22 protein-coding genes, 1 pseudogene and 1 riboswitch are annotated in these 20,715 nt (G+C 73.3%); of the genes and pseudogenes, 10 read left to right on the top strand and 13 right to left on the bottom strand.

Annotated elements, in window-relative coordinates:
• The first annotated feature begins 85 nt into the window (after positions 1-85).
• Positions 86-745 carry a TetR/AcrR family transcriptional regulator gene (locus ABT232_RS20795; RefSeq protein WP_351841956.1) on the top strand — a complete coding sequence of 220 codons (660 nt, stop codon included), beginning with the start codon at positions 86-88 and terminating at the stop codon, positions 743-745.
• A 56-nt stretch (positions 746-801) separates the two neighbouring features.
• On the opposite strand, the gene ABT232_RS20790 is transcribed toward ABT232_RS20795, so the two are convergent.
• The 3 genes from ABT232_RS20790 to ABT232_RS20780 form a co-directional block, all read right to left on the bottom strand.
• Complete coding sequence (locus ABT232_RS20790; protein ID WP_351842153.1) at positions 802-2,031, bottom strand: glycosyltransferase; 1,230 nt, start codon at positions 2,029-2,031, stop codon at positions 802-804.
• 78 nt (positions 2,032-2,109) lie between these two features.
• Positions 2,110-2,958 (bottom strand): bifunctional 5,10-methylenetetrahydrofolate dehydrogenase/5,10-methenyltetrahydrofolate cyclohydrolase, encoded by an 849-nt coding sequence (locus ABT232_RS20785; protein WP_351841954.1) that lies wholly within the window; start codon positions 2,956-2,958, stop codon positions 2,110-2,112.
• A 22-nt stretch (positions 2,959-2,980) separates the two neighbouring features.
• Positions 2,981-3,065: riboswitch (ZMP/ZTP riboswitch) on the bottom strand.
• A 40-nt stretch (positions 3,066-3,105) separates the two neighbouring features.
• Positions 3,106-3,471: a nuclear transport factor 2 family protein gene (locus ABT232_RS20780; protein ID WP_351841952.1), complete on the bottom strand. Its 366-nt coding sequence runs from the start codon at positions 3,469-3,471 to the stop codon at positions 3,106-3,108.
• A 171-nt stretch (positions 3,472-3,642) separates the two neighbouring features.
• On the opposite strand from ABT232_RS20780, the gene ABT232_RS20775 reads away from it, so the two are divergent.
• Positions 3,643-3,945 carry a hypothetical protein gene (locus ABT232_RS20775; RefSeq protein WP_351841950.1) on the top strand — a complete coding sequence of 101 codons (303 nt, stop codon included), beginning with the start codon at positions 3,643-3,645 and terminating at the stop codon, positions 3,943-3,945.
• A gap of 6 nt (positions 3,946-3,951) precedes the next feature.
• Here ABT232_RS20775 and ABT232_RS20770 read toward each other — a convergent pair whose 3' ends face one another.
• The gene (locus tag ABT232_RS20770; protein WP_351841948.1) at positions 3,952-5,706 is read right to left on the bottom strand and encodes an ABC transporter ATP-binding protein; all 1,755 of its coding nucleotides are present in this window, start codon (positions 5,704-5,706) and stop codon (positions 3,952-3,954) included.
• Between the two features lie 288 nt (positions 5,707-5,994).
• Between ABT232_RS20770 and ABT232_RS20765 the strand changes: the two genes are divergently transcribed.
• From ABT232_RS20765 to ABT232_RS20745, 5 genes are all read left to right on the top strand, one after another.
• On the top strand, positions 5,995-7,083 hold the full coding sequence (locus ABT232_RS20765; RefSeq protein ID WP_351841946.1) for an S-(hydroxymethyl)mycothiol dehydrogenase: 1,089 nt from the start codon (positions 5,995-5,997) through the stop codon (positions 7,081-7,083).
• Positions 7,083-7,712, top strand: coding sequence for an MBL fold metallo-hydrolase (locus ABT232_RS20760; RefSeq protein ID WP_351841944.1), 630 nt, complete (start codon positions 7,083-7,085; stop codon positions 7,710-7,712). Before ABT232_RS20765 ends, ABT232_RS20760 begins: the two co-directional genes overlap by 1 nt.
• A 131-nt stretch (positions 7,713-7,843) precedes the next feature.
• On the top strand, positions 7,844-8,758 hold the full coding sequence (locus tag ABT232_RS20755; RefSeq protein WP_351841942.1) for an SDR family oxidoreductase: 915 nt from the start codon (positions 7,844-7,846) through the stop codon (positions 8,756-8,758).
• Positions 8,759-8,958: 200 nt separating this feature from the next.
• Complete coding sequence (locus ABT232_RS20750; RefSeq protein ID WP_351841940.1) at positions 8,959-9,657, top strand: L,D-transpeptidase family protein; 699 nt, start codon at positions 8,959-8,961, stop codon at positions 9,655-9,657.
• A gap of 123 nt (positions 9,658-9,780) precedes the next feature.
• The gene (locus tag ABT232_RS20745) at positions 9,781-9,939 is read left to right on the top strand and encodes a hypothetical protein (protein WP_351842165.1); all 159 of its coding nucleotides are present in this window, start codon (positions 9,781-9,783) and stop codon (positions 9,937-9,939) included.
• An 18-nt stretch (positions 9,940-9,957) separates the two neighbouring features.
• Here ABT232_RS20745 and ABT232_RS20740 read toward each other — a convergent pair whose 3' ends face one another.
• Positions 9,958-11,271 carry a S1 family peptidase gene (locus ABT232_RS20740; RefSeq protein WP_351841938.1) on the bottom strand — a complete coding sequence of 438 codons (1,314 nt, stop codon included), beginning with the start codon at positions 11,269-11,271 and terminating at the stop codon, positions 9,958-9,960.
• A gap of 150 nt (positions 11,272-11,421) precedes the next feature.
• On the bottom strand, positions 11,422-12,252 hold the full coding sequence (locus ABT232_RS20735) for an SAM-dependent methyltransferase (RefSeq protein ID WP_351841936.1): 831 nt from the start codon (positions 12,250-12,252) through the stop codon (positions 11,422-11,424).
• A 152-nt stretch (positions 12,253-12,404) separates the two neighbouring features.
• On the opposite strand from ABT232_RS20735, the gene ABT232_RS20730 reads away from it, so the two are divergent.
• Positions 12,405-12,794 carry a PPOX class F420-dependent oxidoreductase gene (locus ABT232_RS20730; RefSeq protein WP_351841934.1) on the top strand — a complete coding sequence of 130 codons (390 nt, stop codon included), beginning with the start codon at positions 12,405-12,407 and terminating at the stop codon, positions 12,792-12,794.
• Positions 12,795-12,827: 33 nt separating this feature from the next.
• Here ABT232_RS20730 and ABT232_RS20725 read toward each other — a convergent pair whose 3' ends face one another.
• Together ABT232_RS20725 and ABT232_RS20720 are read right to left on the bottom strand one after the other, a co-directional pair.
• On the bottom strand, positions 12,828-13,253 hold the full coding sequence (locus tag ABT232_RS20725; RefSeq protein WP_351841932.1) for a Zn-ribbon domain-containing OB-fold protein: 426 nt from the start codon (positions 13,251-13,253) through the stop codon (positions 12,828-12,830).
• A gap of 152 nt (positions 13,254-13,405) precedes the next feature.
• A complete protein-coding gene (locus tag ABT232_RS20720; protein ID WP_351841930.1) occupies positions 13,406-14,137 on the bottom strand; it encodes a TetR family transcriptional regulator in 732 nt (243 codons plus the stop codon).
• Between the two features lie 125 nt (positions 14,138-14,262).
• Between ABT232_RS20720 and ABT232_RS20715 the strand changes: the two genes are divergently transcribed.
• Complete coding sequence (locus ABT232_RS20715) at positions 14,263-15,093, top strand: ATP-grasp domain-containing protein (protein WP_351841928.1); 831 nt, start codon at positions 14,263-14,265, stop codon at positions 15,091-15,093.
• Positions 15,094-15,114: 21 nt separating this feature from the next.
• On the opposite strand, the gene ABT232_RS20710 is transcribed toward ABT232_RS20715, so the two are convergent.
• On the bottom strand, positions 15,115-15,831 hold the full coding sequence (locus tag ABT232_RS20710; RefSeq protein WP_351841926.1) for an ANTAR domain-containing protein: 717 nt from the start codon (positions 15,829-15,831) through the stop codon (positions 15,115-15,117).
• Positions 15,832-15,963: 132 nt separating this feature from the next.
• On the opposite strand from ABT232_RS20710, the gene ABT232_RS20705 reads away from it, so the two are divergent.
• Positions 15,964-16,317 carry a helix-turn-helix domain-containing protein gene (locus ABT232_RS20705; RefSeq protein ID WP_351841924.1) on the top strand — a complete coding sequence of 118 codons (354 nt, stop codon included), beginning with the start codon at positions 15,964-15,966 and terminating at the stop codon, positions 16,315-16,317.
• Between the two features lie 3 nt (positions 16,318-16,320).
• On the opposite strand, the gene ABT232_RS20700 is transcribed toward ABT232_RS20705, so the two are convergent.
• The 4 genes and pseudogenes from ABT232_RS20700 to ABT232_RS20685 form a co-directional block, all read right to left on the bottom strand.
• Positions 16,321-18,666 (bottom strand): SpoIIE family protein phosphatase, encoded by a 2,346-nt coding sequence (locus ABT232_RS20700; RefSeq protein ID WP_351842151.1) that lies wholly within the window; start codon positions 18,664-18,666, stop codon positions 16,321-16,323.
• 169 nt (positions 18,667-18,835) lie between these two features.
• Complete coding sequence (locus ABT232_RS20695; RefSeq protein ID WP_351841922.1) at positions 18,836-19,216, bottom strand: hypothetical protein; 381 nt, start codon at positions 19,214-19,216, stop codon at positions 18,836-18,838.
• A 294-nt stretch (positions 19,217-19,510) separates the two neighbouring features.
• Entirely contained in the window at positions 19,511-20,428 is a 918-nt protein-coding gene (locus ABT232_RS20690) for a MurR/RpiR family transcriptional regulator (RefSeq protein ID WP_351841920.1), read from the bottom strand.
• A gap of 40 nt (positions 20,429-20,468) precedes the next feature.
• Positions 20,469-20,715 (bottom strand): annotated as a pseudogene (locus ABT232_RS20685) (hypothetical protein); the annotation flags it as partial.

Below are 20,715 nucleotides of genomic sequence, written 5' to 3'. Positions count from 1 at the left end.
TCTCCACAAGACTGCGTACACGACAAAATTGGCCGACGGCGGAGTACGGCGGAGTACGGCGGAGTGCGGCGGAGGACGGAGGCACGTGGCAGGCAGGCTCAGAGCGCCCACCGGGCGGTACGGCGGCCGTTCGGCCGAGGAACGGCAGGCCGAGCGCCGCCGCCGCTTCCTCGACGCCGCGCTCCGGCTCTTCGGCGACCGGCCGGGCTACCGGGCCACGACCGTCGCCGCGCTCAGCGAGGCCGCCGGCCTCTCCACCCGGCAGTTCTACGAGGAGTTCCGCACCCTGGAGGACGTCCTCGCCGCGCTCCACCTCCAGGTCAACGACTGGGCCGACGAGGCCGTCCGGGCCGCCGCGGCCGGCGCCGCGGCGCTCCCGCTGGTCGACCGCGTCACCGCGATCTTCCACGCCTACGCCGAGAACGTCACCGCCGACCCGCGCCGCGTCCGCATCACCTTCGTCGAGATCGTCGGCGTCAGCCCCCGCCTGGAGGAGCAGCGACTGGCCCGCCGCGCCCGCTGGGTCGACCTCATCTGCGCCGAGGCCCAGGCTGCCGTGGCCCGCGGCGAGGCCGCGCCCCGCGACTACCGGCTCCCCGCCACCGCGTTCATCGGCAGCGTCAACGGCCTGCTCCACGACTGGAGCGCCGGCTGGGTCGACGCCGCCCTCGACGAGGTGGTCGCCGAACTGGTCCGCCAACTCCTCGCCATCCTGCGGCCGGTGGAGTGGGAGAGCGACACCTGACGAGGCCTCCGTCGACGCGGCCGGTGCCCGCTGCCGCACCCGGCCCGGCGACGGTGTCAGCGGCCGAGGCGGTCCAGGGTCTCCACGACGGCGGCCGTCCCGTCCTCCGCGCGCACCCGCGCCGCCAGCGCCCGCGCGTTCTCCCGGAAGGCGGGGTCCCGGATCGCGCGGACGAGCGCCGAGGCCATCGCGTCGGCGGTCAGACGCCGGAGCGGCAGGGCGCGCGGGGCGACTCCCAGGGCGACCAGGCGGGCGGCCCAGAAACCCGCGTCGAACTGGATGGGCACGGGCACGGCGGGCACCCCGGCACGCACCCCGGCGGCCGTCGTGCCCGCGCCGGCGTGGTGGACCACGGCCGCCACCCGGGGGAAGAGCACGGAGTGCGGCACCTCCCCGACGGTCAGCATGTCGTCCCCCGAGGCCGCGAGGCCGCCCCAGCCCCGCTGGAACACCCCGCGCAGTCCCGCCCGGCGCAGCGCGCGCACCAGCTCGGCGCTGAGCCGCGCGGCATCCGGCACGGTCGCGCTGCCCAGGCCGACGAAGACCGGCGGCGGACCGGCGTCGAGAAAGGCGAGCAGCTCCGCCGGGAGCCGGGGTTCACGGTCGTACGGCCACCAGTACCCGGCGATGCCGAGACCCGGCCGCCAGTCGCGCGGCCGGGGGACGACGAGCGGGCTGAAGCCGTGCAGCACCGGCCAGTCACGCGCCTCCCGGGTCCGGCGCGCGGCGCCCGGGGTCGTGGCGGGCAGCCCCAGCCGGGCGCGCACCTCCGGCACGGCCGCCGAGAACACCCGCTCCACGGCCAGCTCGACCCCGTGCCCGGCGAGCAGGTTGCCGGCCGCTCCCCAGGAACCAGCGCCGAGCACCGAGGGCGCGAACTCCCGTGTCGGGGCCAGCGGTTGGAGGTACACCCCCGCGCTCGGCAGGCCCAGCCCCTCCGCGATGGCGTGCCCGAGGGGCGCGAGCGAACTCGACAGCAGCAGCACATCACCGGACCGGGCCGCCGCGAGCAGGTCGTCGGTCATCCGCCCGACCAGCGCCCGCGCCATCGTCACCACCCGCACCAGCTTGCCGACCCCGCCCGCACTGCGGTGCAGCGCCCGCCCCCGCGGCGACTCCAGCTCCGCCCGCGGATCCACCGGCAGCGCGTGGAAGCCCAGCCCCGATCCGGCCACCAGCGGCTCGAAACGCCCGTGGGTCACCAGGGTCACCTGGTGACCGGCCCGCAGCAGCGCATGGCCGAGCCCGGTGTAGGGGGCCACGTCACCGCGGGAACCCGCCGTCATGATCACCACTCGCACGCGGGCCAGTATGCCGCCGGGACGGCCCGGCCGGGGCGGTACCGGGCCGGGCGCACCCGATCGTCACACCCCGAGCTGCCGTGCCGCCGCGTCGACGGTCTGCTCCAGCAGCGTCGCGATGGTCATCGGACCGACACCGCCCGGCACCGGAGTGATCAGGGAGGCCCGCTCCACGGCCGAGTCGAAGTCGACGTCGCCCACGTTGCCCTCGTTGTACCCGGCGTCGATCACGACCGCGCCCGGCTTGACGTCCTGGCCGCGGATCAGCCGGGGCCGCCCGACCGCGGCGACCACGATGTCCGCCTCCCGCACCGCCGCCGACAGGTCACGGGTGCGCGAGTGGCAGTAGGTGACGGTCGCGTCCCGGGCGAGCAGCAGCATCCCGGCCGGCTTGCCGAGGATCGCGCTGCGGCCGACCACCACGGCCCGCTTCCCGGCCGGGTCGACGCCGTACTCGTCCAGCAGCCGCATGATGCCGCCGGGCGTGCAGGAGACGAAGCCGGGCAGACCGAAGCTCATGGTGGCGAAGGAGGCGAAGGTGACGCCGTCGACGTCCTTCTCCGGCGCGATCGCCTCGAAGGCGGCCCGCTCGTCGATGTGGTGGCCCATCGGGTGCTGGAGCAGGATGCCGTGCACCTGCGGATCGGCGGACAGCCCGCGCAGGGTGCCGACCAGTTCCTCGGTGGTCGTGGCGGCGGGCAGGGCCACATGACGGGAGGCGATACCGGCCTTGCGGCAGCGGTTCTGCTTCATCCTGACGTAGGTGACGGACGCCGGGTCCTCGCCCACCAGCACCGTCGCCAGACACGGGACCGTGCCCGTGCGGTCGGTGAGGTCGGCGGCCCGCTTCGCGGTCTCCTCGACGATGCGGCGGGCGAGCGCGGTGCCGTCCATGAGCCGGGCCTGAGACATGATCCACTCCTGGGTCGATCGATGGGATCGCCCAGGCGCGCGGCATCGACTCGACGGGAGCCGCTCCCCGGTGGTACTCCACCTCAGCGCCAGTCACGGCCCCGGACAGCGTAACCGAGGCCGTGTGCCGTCCCGGCCGCGGCCCGGCTACTCGTCCCAGGCCTGGATCATGGTCTGCTCGACGATCTTGCCGTCCCGCAGCGTGATCATCGACACGGCCAGCACCCGGACGCCGTCCGCGTACTCGCAGGACTCGCTGAACGCGGCGCGGTCGCCCTGGATCACGCAGTCCTCCAGCTTGTGCGTCATGTCGCGGCCGTAGACGTCGTCGAGCAGTTCGCCGATCTCCTGCCGGCCGGTCAGCGTCCGCGGGTGGCTGGGCTGGGTGTTGTGGTCGACCACACGCAGTCGCGCGTCGTCCGCGTAGAGCGACAGCAGCGTCGAGGCGTTCTGTCCCTCGATGCCCCGGCGCAGCGTCTCGGTGTCGAAACCGGGGGTGGCGGTGGTGCCCATCGTGACCTCCTCGAAAGGGGTGCGGCCCGGCACGGCCACGGGCCGCGGGGCCCCTCCTACGAGGCTCCCCCGCCCCGCGGGGGTCGGCAAGCGCAGCGGCGCGCTCCGCCTGACGGGTGAGTGCGACGGGGCGGCCGTGTCCGTCCCCGGGCGGCCGGCGTTGCTGAAGACATGATCTCAACACGTCGTATCGTCGCCGCCGTTGGTCTCGCCGCCGGGGTCACGGGGCTCGCCGCACCACTGGCGAACGCGGCCGTGGCGGACGCCCCGGCCAACCAGATCAACCCGATCGCCACGCTCGACTCGCTCGCCGTCGGCGACCTGCCCGCCGAGCACAAGGACGCCCTCCCGCGGCCCTCCGCCCAGCTGGCCCAGCTGAACAAGGTCAACGAGCTGAACCGGCTCGAAGAGCTGCACCAGGTCACCGACCTGGTCGCGCCGGTGACCGGGCTCGTGCCCGCCGTCGCGTACTGAGTCCGCTCAGCCGGCCGAGGCGAGGAACTGCGTGGCCGCCAGCTCCGCGTACAGCGGGTCGGCGGCCACGAGTTCGCGGTGGGTGCCCACCGCACGGACCCGGCCCGCGTCCATCACCACGATCCGGTCCGCCATCGTCACCGTCGACAGCCGGTGCGCGACCACCAGCACGGTGGTCGTCCGGGCCACATCGGCGACCGTGTCCCGCAGCGCAGCCTCGTTCACCGCGTCCAGCTGCGAGGTCGCCTCGTCCAGGAGCAGCAGCCGGGGGCGCCGCAGCAGCGCCCGGGCGATCGCGACCCGCTGACGCTCCCCGCCGGACAGCTTGGTGCCGCGGTGCCCGACCAGTGTGTCCAGCCCGTCGGGCAGCCGGGCGACCAGCCCGTCGAGGCGGGTCGTCTTCACCACCCGGGTGAGCGTGTCCTCGTCCGCCCCCGGATTGCCCAGCAGCAGGTTGTCGCGCAGTGAGCCCGACAGCACCGGCGCGTCCTGCTCCACGTAGCCGATCGCGGACCGCAGCCGGGGCAGCTCCCACGCGGTGAGCTCCCGCCCGTCGAGCGTGATCACGCCGGACTCGGGGTCGTAGAACCGCTCGATCAGCGAGAACACGGTGGTCTTGCCCGCGCCGGACGGGCCGACGAACGCGGTCATCCCGCGCGGCGGCACGGCGAACGTCACCCCGTGGTGGACGTACGGCAGGTCGTCGGCGTAGCGGAAGCGGACGTCGGTGAAGGCGAGCGCGGCCGGCTCGGCGTCGGCCGCCGGCAGCGGCGCCGCCGGCGCCTGCGGCTCGGCGGGCAGCCGCAGCGCCTCCTCGACCCGGGTCAGCGCCGCGGAACCGGTCTGGTACTGGGTGATCGCGCCGACGACCTGCTGGATCGGCGACATCAGATAGAACACGTACAGCAGGAACGCCACCAGCGTGCCGATGTCGATCGCGCCGGTCGCCACCCGCGCCCCGCCCACCGCGAGCACCGTGATGAACGCGATCTGCATCGACAGCCCGGCGGTGTTGCCCGCGGCCGCCGTCCACTTGGCGGCCCGCACGCTCTGGCGCCACGACTCCTCGGCGGCGGTGTGCAGGGCCTGCTCCTCCCGGTGCTCGGCGCCCGACGCCTTCACCGTGCGCAGCGCGCCCAGCACCCGCTCCAGCGAGGCGCCCATCACCCCGACCGCGTCCTGCGCCTGCCGGCTCGCCCGGTTGATGCGCGGCACGATCACCCCGAGCACCGCGCCCGCGCCGAACACCACGGCCAGCGTGACGCCGAGCAGCACCGGGTCGACCAGGCCCATCATCACCACGGTCGCCGCCAGGGTGAGCCCGCCGGTGCCCAGACCGACCATGGAGTCGGTGGTGACCTCGCGCAGCAGGGTGGTGTCGGAGGTGATCCTGGCCATCAGATCACCCGGTTCGCTGCGGTCCACGGCGGCGATCCGCAGCCGCAGCAGATACGACGACAGCGCCCGCCGGGCCCCCAGCACCACCGACTCGGCGGTGCGCCGCAGCACGTACGAACCGAGCGCCCCCAGCGCCGCGTTGGCCAGCACCAGCGCCGACATCAGCAGCAACGCGCCCGTGATGGTGCGGTCGTGCGCCAGGTCGTCGATCAACTCCCGGGCCACCAGCGGCAGCAGCAGCCCGGTGGCGCCGGTGACCAGGGAGAGCACCGCGCCCGCCAGCAGGGCCCAGCGGTGTGGTCGGACGTAACCGAGCAGCAGCCGCCACGGGGGCGTTCCTACGGGGGTGTCTGCGATGCTCACAGTGCTCCTTCGCCGGTCGCGGGCCAGTGGCAACAGAGCGTCAAGGCTACGTCGGTCCGCGCGTGCCGGGCGCCCACTTTTCACGTCGGACTGATGACCGTCCGGCGGGCCGTGAACACGCCCCGCGGATGCCCGCGTGCCCGTCCCCGTTCGGCCCACGCACCCTGGCGATCACCCGGTCGACGTGGCCGGAAAACGGCCCGGGCGCTTGTCCGTCGTGTCCTACCGATCAGTCGCGCGTAGGGTCGGCAGCGGGACGGAAACCCACCGAGGAAAGGGATCAGGACCATGGCGCAGGAAGTGCGCGGCGTGATCGCGCCGGGCAAGGACGAGCCGGTGCGGATCGAGACGATCGTGGTGCCCGATCCGGGGCCGGGCGAGGCCGTGGTGCGCGTCCAGGCCTGCGGGGTCTGCCACACCGACCTGCACTACAAGCAGGGCGGCATCACCGACGAGTTCCCCTTCCTGCTCGGCCACGAGGCCGCCGGGGTGGTCGAGGCGGTCGGCGACGACGTCACCGAGGTGGCGCCCGGCGACTTCGTCGTCCTCAACTGGCGTGCCGTGTGCGGCCGGTGCCGGGCCTGTCTGCGGGGCCGCCCCTGGTACTGCTTCGACACCCACAACGCCGGGCAGAGGATGACCCTCGCGGCCACCGGGCAGGAGCTGTCCCCGGCCCTCGGGATCGGCGCCTTCGCCGAGAAGACGCTGGTGGCCGCCGGACAGTGCACCAAGGTCGACCCGGCCGTCGCCCCGGCGGTGGCCGGACTGCTGGGCTGCGGGGTGATGGCCGGCATCGGGGCCGCGATCAACACCGGCAACGTGGGCCGCGGCGACACGGTCGCCGTCATCGGCTGCGGCGGCGTCGGCGACGCGGCGATCGCCGGGTCCCGGCTGGCCGGCGCGGCGAAGATCATCGCCGTCGACATCGACGACCGCAAGCTCGCCACCGCCCGCACCATGGGCGCCACCGACACCGTGAACTCCCAGGAGACCGACCCGGTCGCCGCGATCCGCGAGCTGACCGGCGGCTTCGGCGCCGACGTCGTCATCGAGGCGGTCGGCCGCCCCGAGACGTACACCCAGGCGTTCTACGCCCGCGACCTGGCCGGCACGGTCGTCCTCGTCGGCGTCCCCACCCCCGAGATGAAGCTGGAACTCCCGCTCCTGGACGTCTTCGGCCGCGGCGGCGCGCTGAAGTCCTCCTGGTACGGCGACTGCCTGCCCTCCCGGGACTTCCCCATGCTCATCGACCTGCACCTCCAGGGGCGCCTCGACCTCGGGGCGTTCGTCACCGAGACGATCGCGCTGGACGAGGTGGAGAAGGCGTTCGAGCGGATGCACCACGGGGACGTGCTGCGCTCGGTGGTGGTGCTGTGATGACCGCCCGCATCGAACGCCTCGTCACCTCCGGGCAGTTCAGCCTCGACGGCGGCACCTGGGACGTCGAGAACAACGTGTGGCTCGTCGGCGACGACCACGAGGTCGTCGTCATCGACGCCGCCCACGACGCCGACGCCATTGCCGAGGCCGTCGGCGACCGCCGGCTCACCGCCATCGTGTGCACCCACGCCCACAACGACCACATCGGTGCCGCCCCGGCGCTCGCCGACCGCACCGGTGCCGTCATCTGGCTGCACCGTGACGACCTGCCGCTGTGGCACCAGACCCACCCCGACCGCGAACCCGACGCCTGGCTGCGCGACGGCCTGGTGATCGAGGCCGCCGGCGCCGACCTGACCGTGCTGCACACCCCGGGCCACGCCTTCGGCGCGGTCTGCCTGCACGACCCCGGCCTCGGGGTGGTCTTCACCGGGGACACGCTCTTCCAGGGCGGCCCCGGCGCCACCGGCCGCTCCTACTCCCACTTCCCGACCATCATCGACTCGATCCGCGACCGGCTGCTCACCCTGCCGCCCGAGACGAAGGTCCTCACCGGCCACGGCGACGCGACCACCATCGGCGCCGAGGCCCCGCATCTGGAGGAATGGATCGCCCGCGGCCACTGAGCCGCCCGCCGCGGGCGCCGACCGGGTGATCCCGCGCGGCGCGCGCAAAAGGCGACAGAAGGTGTCCGGCTTCCCCGGCACCCTCGACAGGACGTCACCACCAGACGTCATCGAGACACGGGAGGCCGGACATGGCACAGCCCCTGGAGGGCAAGGTCGCACTCGTCGCGGGAGCCACGCGCGGGGCGGGACGCGGGATCGCCGTCGAACTGGGCGCGGCGGGCGCGACCGTCTACGTGACCGGGCGCACCACCCGCGCCCGGCGCTCCGAGTACGACCGCCCCGAGACCATCGAGGACACCGCCGACCTGGTCACCGCGGCCGGCGGCCGGGGCATCGCCGTCCCCACCGACCACCTCGACCCGGCACAGGTCGAGGCACTGGTGAACCGCATCGCCGCCGAACAGGACCGCCTCGACGTCCTCGTCAACGACATCTGGGGCGGCGAGACCCTGTTCCAGTGGGACACCCCGGTCTGGGAGCACGACCTCGACAACGGACTGCGGCTGCTCCGCCTGGCGGTCGAGACCCACCTCGTCACCAGCCACCACGCCCTTCCGCTGCTGCTGCGCCGGCCCGGTGGCCTGGTCGTCGAGGTGACCGACGGAACTGCCGAGTACAACCGCGACACCTACCGCGTGAACCTCTTCTACGACCTCGCCAAGGCCTCCGTGCTGAGGATGGCCTTCGCACTCGGCCATGAACTCGGCCCGCGCGGCGCCACCGCCGTCGCCCTGACCCCGGGCTGGCTGCGCTCCGAGATCATGCTGGAGCAGTTCGGGGTGCGCGAGGAGAACTGGCGCGACGCCCTCGGCAAGGTCCCGCACTTCGCCATCTCCGAGACCCCGCACTACGTCGGCCGGGCCGTCGCCGCCCTCGCCGCCGACCCCGGCGTCGCCCGCCACAACGGGGCCTCGCTGTCCAGCGGCGGCCTGGCGCGCGAGTACGGCTTCACCGACCTCGACGGCAGCCGACCCGACGCCTGGCGCTATCTCGTCGAGGTCCAGGACCCCGGCCGGCCGGCCGACACCACCGGCTATCGCTGAGCTCCGTCCGCCGCCGGTGTCCTGCGTGAGCTGTGTCACCTCGTTGGCACTGGTGGTGATGGTGAGGACACCGTGTGCCCGCTCGGTGCATGAGACACGCCACAACATCCCGAATCCGTACAACTCATGGGGCCCGGCAGTCGTCCAATAGGGAAGAGCGCGGCAGACCCCGCGCCGTTTCGACCTGAAGGGCAAGACCTATGGGGGACACCCGCAGACGGGCCACCGTCGTCCTCGGCGCCACCGCACTGGTGGCGCCGCTCACGCTCGCGCTGGGCGCCGGTCCGGCGCAGGCGGCGCCGAGCTGCACCTCGCAGACCGGGCCGTACCAGAAGCAGGTGGAGAAGTTCCTGGGCCGGCCGGTCGACGGCGTCCAGTCCTCCGCCGACTGCAAGGCGATCCAGGCCTTCCAGACCAAGCACGGCATCCAGCCGAACGCCGGCTACGCCGGGTCCATCACCTGGGGCGTGATGAACCTCATGCAGAAGCAGAAGGCGGTGGGCAGCAAGCCCAACAAGGACGGCAAGTGCCCGGTGAACAAGGGCCGCATCGCCTGTGTGAACCTCACCCTCCAGCTCAGCTGGATCCAGGACGGCAGCAAGCTGGTCTACGGCCCCGTCCCGGTCCGCACCGGCCGCGACGGCTACGAGACCCGCACCGGCCTGAAGAAGATCTACTGGCGCAACATCGACCACGTCTCGTCCATCTACGACGTGCCGATGCCGTACGCGCAGTTCTTCGACGGCGGTCAGGCCTTCCACTCGGTCGGCGTCAGCATGTGGAACCCGCCGGGCTCGCACGGCTGCGTCAACATGACCAAGACCGACGCGAAGAAGTACTGGTCGCTGCTGAAGAACGGCGACGACGTCTACGTGTACGGCCGCAAGCCGGGCACCTGACCGTCCCTGTGAACTGCCGCACAGGGCCGCGGACATGGAGTGATCAGTAACACGGTCCGGTATGTCCGATTTACTCCTCTTGACTCACACGGTCTTCACGTCGCTCACCGTATGCTTCACAGCATGTCCACCACTGTTGAAACCGCCTCCGAGCGATCGGCCGCGGAGGTCAACGAGGAGATCCGGGCCCTGTGGCGCCGGTCGGGCGGGACACTGAACACCGAGCAGCGCGAGGAGTACCAGCGGCTCGTCATGGAGTGGGCCGACCGAGCCTCGGCCTGACCCACCCCGCATCCTCGGTCAGCCCCACGTCGCCGAGTACTGGCGCTGGTAGGCCCTGCGGTCCTGCTCCGAGCGGATCCACCGCGTGGCCACCAGCGCGACCAGGCTGCCCGCGATGATCAGCAGTCCCGGCCCCGTGTTCCTCGGGTCCGCGAGCCGCGCGTACAGCGACGGCGCCTGTCCACCACCCGCCGCCGTGGCGCCGCCCGGCGCGACGGCGCTCTGTGTCCCCGACGCCGACGGCCCCGGCGTCCCGGCCGCTCCGGGCGCGGTGATCAGCCGTACCCCGAGCGCGCTCATCGCCTTCGTCACCGGCTGGAAGAAGGTCGTGCCGCCCCTCCGGCAGTCCCCGCTGCCGCCCGAGGTCACGCCCAGCGCGACACCCTCGGCGAACAGCGGTCCGCCGCTGTCCCCGGGTTCGGCGCACACATCCGTCTCGATCAGCCCGGTGACCGTGCCCTCGGGGTAGTTCACCGTCGCGTCCAGCGCCGTCACCCGCCCGTCCCGCAGCCCGCTGGTGCTGCCGCTGCGGAACACCCGCTGACCCACGGCCGGATCGGCCGCACCGGTGATCCGCACACCCTTGCCGCCGCCGAGCGACACCACGTCGGCGCCCTCACCCGCCCGGTCGCCCGCGTACCGCACCAGGGAGTAGTCGCCGCCCGGAAAACTTCCGGCGACCGTCCGGCCCACCTCCCGCGCACCCCGCTGATCGGCGAACCACACCGACCCGGTGGGCCCGCAGTGCCCGGCCGTGAGGATGAACTCGCGCCGCCCGTCGGTGACGTTGAACCCCGCCGAGCAGCGGCCGCCCGTCGACAGGATGGGCAGCGCCCCGTTCAAACGGGTGGTGAAGGTGCCCGGGGAGCGCTCCATGCGGACGAAACCGCCGATGTCCTCGGCGAGCCCGGTGAGCCGGTCCCAGTCGGCGGCGGAGACGGTGCGGTCGGCCCGGACCACCACCTCGTTGGACCGGTAGTCGACCGCCCACGCCGTGCCGGCCACCCGCGGCGCCGCGCCCAGGGTCGCGGTCGCCGACCTCAGCTCCCGCAGACTGTGCCGGACCACCTTCGCGGTGGCACCCGCCCGGCGCACCTCGGCGGCCGCGTCCCGGTCGGTGACCGCGACGACCGGCCGCCCGTCGGCGCCGACCCAGCTGCCCGCCGTACGCTCACCGCCGAGCCGGTCCACGAGGTCCGCGGCGCCGGCCCGCCCGGGGTCCGGTGGCGGGCTCGCCACCGCCTGGGTGACCATCGTCGCCCCGAGCAGCAGGCCGCCGACGGCCGCCAGCCGGGTGACGCGCCGGACGATCCGTCGTCGTACGTGCCTCATGCATGGCTCCCGAACCCCGAACGCGCGGTGGTGACACCGCGGGGGCCTCGGGCAGTCGAGCGCCCTCCTCGCATACGTGCCGGGAGCCCGGCCCGTTCACCCCGGCCCGCCGACCCGGCCCGACGGCTCGTCCGAGGGGCCGGGCCCGGCTCACTTCTTCCGCGCCACCCCGCCGAACATGGCGACCTCCTCCGGCTCGGACCCGTCGGCCGCCGCCGGACGCCAGCGCGAGCAGGACACCACACCCGGCTCCAGCAGCTCCAGACCGTCGAAGAAGCCGGTCACCGCCTCGGGCGTGCGCTGGGTCAGCTTCGGGGTGCCGTGCTGGTTCCAGAACTTCACGGCCTCGTCCACGTCGGGCATCGACGGCGAGGTGATGGTGTGCGACAGCACCAGGTGGCTGCCCGAGGGCAGCCGGTCGACCAGCCGCCGCACCAGGCCGTACGGGTCCTCGTCGTCGCCGATGAAGATGACCACGCCCAGCAGGATCAGCGCCACCGGCCGGCTGAAGTCCAGTGTCTTGGAGGCGTGTTCGATGATCGCGTCGACGTTGCGCAGGTCCTCGTCGAGGTAGTCGGTACGGCCCTCCGGCGTGCTGGTGAGCAGCGCGCGGGCGTGGGCGAGGACCAGCGGGTCGTTGTCGACGTAGACGATCCGCGCGTCCGGGGCCAGGCGCTGGGCGACCTCGTGGGTGTTGTCGGCGGTCGGCAGCCCGGTGCCGATGTCCAGGAACTGGCGGATCCCGGCCTCGGTGACGAGATGGTGCACGGCGCGGCCCAGGAAGAGCCGGTCGGCGCGCGCGTACTCGCCTATGCCCGGGTGGAGCCGGCGGATCTGGTCACCGGCCGCGCGGTCCACCTCGTAGTTGTCCTTGCCGCCCAGCCAGTAGTTCCAGATCCGGGCCGTGTGCGGCTGGGAGGTGTTGATGCGCTCGCGCAGGGAGTCGGCCACGCCGTCCGTGGTGGGCGGGTTCTCGGTCACGGGATCAGCTCCTGGGAATGCCGGAAAGCGGTGAGGTGTCAAGGAGCAATCTAGACCGATGAGTTGATCTTTGCCGACCCTAGGGTGCTTTCCGTTCCCCGCCCCCCGCAGGGCGTCCGGGCGGACGTGCGGCCACCCTCTAGACTCCCGGCATGAGCGAGACGCCGACGGCCCGGCTCGGTGCGGGCAAGTATCTGCTGATCACCAGCTACCGCAGGAACGGCCAGGGGGTGCCCACCCCGGTGTGGGTGGTGGGCGACGGGGACGCGCTCGGCGCCTGGACGGTCGCCGACTCCTGGAAGGTCAAGCGGATCCGCAACAACAGCGCGGTCGAGGTCGCCCCCTGTGACCTGCGCGGCAACCGCACCGGCGAGGCGTTCCGGGGCACCGCCGAGATCTGTGACGCGGCCACCACGGCCCGCTACCGCAAGCTCATCGCCCGCAAGTACGGCGTCGTCGGCCGTCTCACCCTGCTCGGCAGCCGGCTGCGGCGCGGTACGACGGGCACGGTCGGCATCCGGATCACGCTGGACCCGGCGTGAGGCCGCCGGCCGGCGGCGCCGCCTGAGCCGGTGTCAGCTCCAGGCGCGGTAGGGCTCGTCGACCAGCTGGAAGACGGGCTCGCCGCGCACCGGGTCCTTGGCCGTGGACAGCCGTACCCGGTCGCCGCTGTGGATGCCGATGGGCGGGCCCATGACCCTGCCCCGGACCACGAACCCCTCCGCCATCTCTATGAGCGACACATTGCGCGCGGCCGGGGTGTTGCGGTGCACCACCGTGCAGTGGCGGACCGTGCCCAGGCCCTCGCTGCGCTCGGTGCGCAGATCGCTGCCCTGGCACACCGGACACAGCAGCCGGTGGTACATCGCCGTGCCGCACCAGGTGCAGCGCTGGAAGAGGATGGACTCGTCGTCCGCCGACCGGTGGTCGACCCTGACGTCGAGGACGCCCGCCGCGGCGCCGGCCGCCTGCTGAGTGGCGCTTCCTGAGTGGTGGTACACGCTGGTCAACTCCCTGCACTGGGCCGGAATGCCGCGTGCGCGGCTCACCGTGCACGCCTGTGCCCGGTCCGTCGTGCCACCGTGCACGCCGACAGGTTATGGCACTCAGTGCCACTCGTAAAGGCACTCCGTACCCCGAATTTCGGCCGCCCTCAGCCCCGGCCCAGCGTGGTCTCGATCTCCTGCACGACCCGCCACAGCGGTGCTCCGCGCCGGGAGACCACCACGACCACGTCCTTGGGTCCCTCGGGGGCCGGCGGGGGAGGAGCGACGCCGAAGGCCGCCTGCACATGGCCGAGCGCGCGGTCCACGGTCGCGCTCGCGTCGTCCCGGCCGTCCGAGCGCAGCCAGGAGCGCAGCGCGTTGTTGTGCGCCGCGACCACGGCCGCCGCGATCACATCGGCCCGCAGCGTGCCGTCGCGCAGGTCCGTGAAGCGCTCGCGGAGGTAGTGCGCGAGGGCCCGCTCGTAGTGCCAGACCACCGACAGCTCGTAGGCGCGCAGTCCGGGCACCTTCTTGGTGAGCCGGTAGCGCTGCACGGAGAAGGCGGGGTTCTCGGCGTACATCCGCAGCACCAGCCGGGCCGCGTCACAGACCCGCCGCACCGGCTCGTCGTCCTCGTCCCCGGCCGCCAGGAAGGCCTGCATGTCGGCCAGGCAGCGCTCGTGGTCGGGGAAGACCACGTCCTCCTTGGACGGGAAGTAGCGGAAGAAGGACCGCCGGCCGACCCCGGCGAGCGCCACGATGTCGTCGACGGTGGTCTGTTCGTACCCCCGCTCCAGGAACAGCCGGAAGGCCGCCGCGATCAGGGCCTCCCGCATGGGCGGCTTCGCCGCCGACCGCGCCTTACCGCCGCCCTCGGGCGCCGCACCGCTGGAGCTCATGGACGGGAACGTAGCACGCGCGATGGCACTCAGTGCTGCGCGAAGGGGGAACTGAGTTCCCCGCCCGACCGGCCACGTACCCTTGCCGCACTTCAGCGCCGCCCGGACCGAGGAGCCCCGTCGCCATGCCCCACGCCCGTCCCCGCATCCTGTACGTGACCGACCTGGCCTACCAGGCACGCGGGCGGCGCTACTGCGACGAGGACATCCGGCTGACCGCCCGGCTGCGCGAGGAGTTCGACCTCGCCCTGTGCCACCCGCGGGACGCGGTCGCGCTGATGGACGCCTTCGACGCCGTCGTGGTCCGCAACAGCGGGCCGGTCCTCGCCCACCAGGACGCCTACGACGCCTTCCGCGCCCACGCGCTGCGCACCGGGGCACGGGTGTACAACCAGCTCACCGGCCGGGCCGACATGGCCGGCAAGCAGTATCTGCTCGACCTGAGCGCGGACGGCTTCCCCGTGATCCCGACCGTGGACCGCGCGGCCGATCTGGAGCGGCTGCCGCGGGCCGACCGCTATGTGGTCAAGCCCAAGCTCGGCGCCGACTCCATAGGCCTGGAGGTGGTCACCGCCGATCGCCTGCCGGACCTCGCCGACGGCACGGTCCTCGTCCAGCCGCACGTCGACTTCGCGTACGAGGTCTCCTTCTACTTCGTCGACGACGACTTCCAGTACGCCCTGTACGCCCCCGACCCGGCCCGGCGCTGGGACCTCCGGCCGTACGAGCCCACCGCCGCGGACCTCGGGTTCGCCCGGCGCTTCATCGACTGGAACGCCGTCGAGCACGGCATCCAGCGGGTCGACGCCTGCCGGGCGCCGGACGGCGAACTGCTGCTGGTCGAGCTGGAGGACCTGAACCCCTACCTCTCCCTGGACGCCCTTGCCGAGGACCGGCGGGACGCGTTCGTCACCGCGCTGAAGGCCTCCCTGCACCGGTTCCTCGCCGCTTCCTGACCGCCCGGTCGCCGGCGCCGCTCAGTCGGTCCCGTCGTCCTCCCCGCCGGTGGCCAGCCGGGCCACCGCGGCGGCCACCTCCCGGCGCAGCGGCTCGGGCAGCGTGGCGCCCTGGACGGCGTCGAGCAGCTCGTCGGCGAGCCGGTACAGCTTGGTGTTGGTCCGCTGCGACACCTCCACCAGCACCTCCCACGCGTCCTGCGGGCTCAGTCCGAACGAGGCCATCAGCACCCCGCGGGCCAGATCGATGGTCGGCCTGGTCCGCATCGCCCGGCGCAGCTGGACGACCTCCACGCCCAGCTCCCGACCGATCTCGCCGCCGCCCCTCTCGTCGTCGCCGCCGTCCCTCTCGTCGTCACCGGCGTCGGAGTCGTCGCCGGCGACGCCGTAGGCCGGTGCGAACAGCGACCGGGTGCCGGTGAGGAAGAGGAGCCGCTCCACCACCGTGGAGACGGCGCGGACCCGGACGGCCTTGCCCTCGCCGAGGGCCTGCTCGCGCAGGGCCAGCAAGGTGTTCAGGCCCGAGCAGTCGCAGAAGGCGACCTCGCTCAGATCCAGGTCCACGCCCTCGTCGGCGTCGGCGAGGGCGGTGCGCAGACCGCCGCGCAGCGCCTCGTCGGCCTCCAGACCGAGCTCACCGGACACCGCCACGAGCACACGACCGCCGTCGCGGTGCGCGTCCAACGTCAGACCAGGGCTCCCGACCGCCGCGTACGGACGGTCCTCAGGCTCCGGCATGGCCGACTCTCCCTAGCGATTCCTGCCTGCCCTCGCCAACAATCTGGCCCCGTCGGCGTCATACGTCAAGAGATACATGAAATCTGTTTCGTGTCTTGGTGTACGGGAACAAGCGCGCCTATGATGGGCGGCATGGTTGGAGTGCCTGAGCCGCATACCGGATGGACGTTTCTCACCAATCACGCCCGCGTGCTGGCCGCCATCGCCGACGACCACAGCGCCCGCATCCGCGACATCGCCGCACACTGCCGGCTCACCGAGCGCGCCGTGCAGAAGATCATCGCGGATCTGGAGCAGGGCGGTTACCTGTCCCACAGCAGGGAAGGGCGCGGCAACACGTATCGGATCGAGCCCGGCAAGGTGCTGCGGCACCCGGCCGAGGCCGGGCTGACCGTGGCGTCCCTGCTGTCCGTGCTCGCCCGCGACGAGGCGCACCGCGCGCACGACACCGCGGACACCCAGGTGTCCGTGAGCGACGGCCGCTGACCCTCAGCCCGCCCGCGGCGCAGTCATCGGCACCCGGATGTCCAGCACACACACGTCGTCGCGCCGCTCGCCCTCCAGCAGCGCCGCGAGCAACGGCTCCAGCGAGCCCGCCGCACCGTCCTGACCGGCCACGACAGCCGCCGCCAGCCGCTCCAGACCCCGGTCGACACCCTCTCCGGGACGCTCGACCAGCCCGTCGGTGTACAGCAGCAGCCGGTCGCCCGGCCGCAGCACGCACTCCGCCTCCTCGTACGCCGGACGGGTGCTCGCGCCGAGCAGCATCCCGTGCGGGCGGTCCAGGAACCGCGCCTTGCCGTCGCGCAGCAGCAGCGGCGGCGGATGACCGGCCTGCGCCCACACCAGACGCTGCTCGCGGGCCTGGTAGCGGGCCAGCACCATGGTCGCCGTGCCGTGGGAGTCGTGGGAGTGCAGCAGCAGGGTGTTGAGGCGGCCCAGCGCGCCGGTCAGCGAGGAGCCGGTGATGACCATGCCCTTGGCGGTGAACCGCAGCTGGGCCATGGTGGCGACCGCGCCCACGCCGTGCCCCGCGACGTCGCCCACCACGAACAGCGCGGCCTTGTCGTTCAGTTCGATGGCGCTGAACCAGTCGCCGCCGACCTGCACACCCGACTGGGCGGGCAGATAGGCGACCTCCACCCGGAGCCCGGCCAGGCGCAGCGGCTTGTCCGGCAGCGGCAGCAGCGCGTGCTGCAACCGCCCGGCCAGGGCCCGCTCGGCCTGGAGCGCCCCGTGCTGCGTCAGCACCGCCCGCTCGCTGGCGACCAGGGCCAGCTCGGCCCGCCGCTGCGCGGTGAGGTCCTGGAGGAAGCCGTGCACCTCGACCGGTTCGCCGTGCAGATCGGCGACCGCCTCGGCGACGATCCGCAGATGCCGCACCCCGGCCCCGGTCCGGACCCGGAACGGCAGGTCGACGGAGTGTCCCTCGCCGAGCAGCCGCTCCAGCGCCCGGGCCAGGACCGGCGCGTCGTCGGGCACGGCCAGGCCGGGCAGCTCGGCCAGCCGGGCCGGACCGTGGCCGGGGTCGCGGTCGAGGACGGCGAAGACCTGGGCGGACCAGGCGACCTCACCGGTGAGCAGGTTCCAGTTCGCCCAGCCCAGCTTGCCCAGCCGCTGCACGTCCGCCAGGCGCTGCTCCTGCCGGTCCGAGGGGTCGTAGCGCAGCCAGCTCACCACCAGCCCGCCGCCCAGCCGCGCCACCCGCACCCGGTAGGTGGACAGCTCCGCGATCCCGGCCACCATCTGCCGCTGCCCGAAGGGCTCGCCCTCGTACGGCACCCCGGTGGCGAGGGTGTCCAGGCAGGCCTGCCAGAGCCCTTCGTCCGCCACCGGCGGCCAGCACTCCAGGATCCGCCGGCCCACCAGTTCCCGGCTGCCGCGCCCGGCCACGTCGACCGCCTCACGGGTCGCCGCGTCGATGCGGTAGTCCTCGATCCCGCCGGTGGGCGCCCGCAGCGGGGTGAGCAGCATCGAGGCGCCGGGCAGCGTGTCGAACACGGCCTGTACGGCGTCGGCGGCGTCGTCGGCCTCCGGCTCCGGACGGGCGTCGAACGCCCGCAGCCGGCCCGCGCAGAGCCGCACGACGGCCCGCAGCAGCTCCCGGATCCGGGGCAGGAACGGCCCCGGGTCGCCGCGCAGCACCCCGATGGCGACCTCGGCGGTGCCGCCGCTCACCACGGGCAGCCAGGCGCGCGACCGCCAGCGCTCGGGCGGATCGCCGATCAGCAGATGCCGCCTGCTGTCCGCCTCGATGTCCTCCAGCCAGCACGGCTCCAGGGTGGCCAGGGCGCGCAGCGGGGCGACGCCCGCCAGCGGTGGCACCCGGCGCCACTGCGCGGCCAGGGTGTCGTCGATGCCGGCGTGCCCGATCAGCTCCAGTCCGCCGACCGGCAGCCGCGTGTAGATCATGACGGCGTCGGCGCCCACGCCCGGCCGGAGGTGGTCCAGCAGACAGCCGGCGAGCCCCTGCGGCGAATCCACCCGGACGAGTGCCGCGCCGAGCCGGGCGAGAAGGATGGCCTCCTCCTCGGCGCTCACGGGTTCGCGGCGGCGGGACACGGGGACTGCGGGGCCGGTGGGGACGGCGTGGCCGGGGGAGAGCGCGGCTTCGGTGTCGGCGGCGGGGGAGTCGGACAGCTGTTCCGGTGTGCTGCCGGTGAGGTTCCCGAGTGCCAGCCAGCACTCCTCGATGAGGGTGCGGTTGCCCGCTCGCGCGCGTTTGTGCAGCTCCTCGTGGGCGGCCTGCGGGGAGCATCCGGTGAGGGCCATCAACGCGCCCTTGGCCCGTTCCAGGACCGCCGAAGCCGCCGCCAGTTCCCGCAGCCGGTCCATCTCGGCGCGCTGTCCGGCCAGCGGTACGGCAGGTCCGGGCAGATCGGGTCCGGCGCCGGGCCCGGGCGGTCCGGCTGACTCGCTCGTCACGCGACGAGCATGGCACAGACGCGGGGGTTCGAGCGCGGCCTTGTCGGCATGGATGACGATCGCACCGCGGACCGCGCGGTCAGCGGTTCCCGGCCTGTTCGGCGAGGGCCTGACTGACGGCCCGGACGCTGCGGGCGATGTGCTGGAGCTGGAGCACCTCGGCGGCGTACAGCTTGATCGTGTGCTCGATGACCGACTCCGGGATGCCGAGGCGGGGCAGGTCGGCGCGGGCGGTCTGGAGGGCGGTGCGGGCGACGCGGATCTCCTGCTCGACCTGGATCCGGGCGTGCCGGGCGAGCAGCACGGGGTGGCGGATCAGCGCCGGGTAGCTTGCGTACCGCGACGGCACCAGTTCGCGCAGCCACTTGGCCGCCGAGCGCTCCCAGTCGTAGCTGCCTGGGGTCTTGACCTGGCACGGCCAGTCCGGGCTGATGCGCGTGGTCGTCAGGGGCATGAGCATCGCTTCCAATGTGCTGCGTCGCTGCGGATGGGACGACGGATGCGGGCGGGCCCCCGGTCTAGGGGATGACCGGGGGCCCGCCCGGTGGGCGCGCGCGGTGCGACGCCCGGCCGAACGCCCTGGGGCGACGGGGGTAGGTTCGTCGGCTCCGGGGGTTCGGGGGTGCGGGATCCGCGAGCAGTATTTATATATGCCGTCCCGTTTGCAAGACGTATGAAAACATTCATGCGGGATTTAGGATGGATCGTCCCCTTGTTCGCCTGTCCGCAAGCCCTTGTGGCGGCGGCCGGGACGTCAGTCGCGCAGGAAGAACTGGTGCTGGTCCGAGACCTGCTCGTACGACTCCAGCCGGGCCTGGGTGCGCTCGGGGTCGGCGTCGGTCATGGCCTGGAGGAGCGCGGCGGCCATCACCCCGGGCGCCGCGTACGAGTCGAACACCAGCCGGGAGCCGGTGCCGGTGGCGAAGGTGACGTCGGCCTCGTCGGCCAGCGGGCCGAGCGCCAGATCGGTGATCAGGACGACCCGCAGTCCGGCGCCGCGCGCCACCCGCACCGCGGTCAGCGTCTCCTGCGCGTGCCGGGGCAGCGAGAAGGCCAGCACCCAGGTGCCGCCCGCCTCGCGGGACTGGAGCAGGGCGTCGTAGGCGACGGTGCCGCCGCGGGTCACCAGCCGCACATCCGGGTGGATGCGCCGCGCGGCGTACGCGAAGTACTCGGCCAGCGAGCCGGAGATGCGCAGCCCCAGCACGGTCAGCGGGGTCGACTCGGACAGCCGGCGGCCGATCTCGATGACCTGGTCCGGGTCGGCGAAGTCGCGCCGCAGGTTCTCCAGGTTCTCGATCTCCGCGTCCACCGCCGCCTGGAGCTCGTTGGCCTGGTCCTCCTCGGGCGGCCCGCCGGCCAGCGTGCCCAGCGCGATCGACTGGAGCTTCTCGCGCAGCGCCGGATAGCCGCTGAACCCCACGGCCGCCGCGAACCGCGTCACCGACGGCTGGCTCACCCCGACCCGCTCGGCGAGATCGGTGATCGACAGGAACGCCGCCTCGGTGATGTGCTCGATCAGGTACTGGGCGATGCGCCGCTGCCCCGGCGACAGCCGCGGCCGGTCGAAGAGCGTCCTGAGCTGGGAAGCCGGAGCCGCCTCCGCCTCCGGTGCGCTCTTTCCCGAGGTGATCGCGGACGCCTGCGCGCGTGCCTGCTGCGGCGATGGCACCGGTGCGCCTCCTTTGCTTCCCACGGAGTTTCAACATAGCTCACGACCCGCGCCGCCCAGGGCCGCGCGGACCGCCGTCACCTGCGACGGAGCGCGCGGACACGGTCGCCGGCGACGAGCCGCCGCCCGGGGCCGCCGCCTGGATCCTCGGCTCGGGCCTGCCGTCCGGGCCTGCCGCTCGGGCCTGCCGTCCGGGCCTGCCGTCCGGGCCTGCCGTCCGGGCCTGCCGCTCGGGCCTGCCGTCCGGGCCTGCCGTCCGGGCCTGCCGCTCGGGCCTGCCGTCCGGG

Source organism: Streptomyces sp. NPDC001532 (assembly GCF_040298625.1).
Taxonomy (GTDB): Bacteria; Actinomycetota; Actinomycetes; order Streptomycetales; family Streptomycetaceae; genus Streptomyces.
This window is presented reverse-complemented; position numbering and strand designations above follow the sequence as displayed.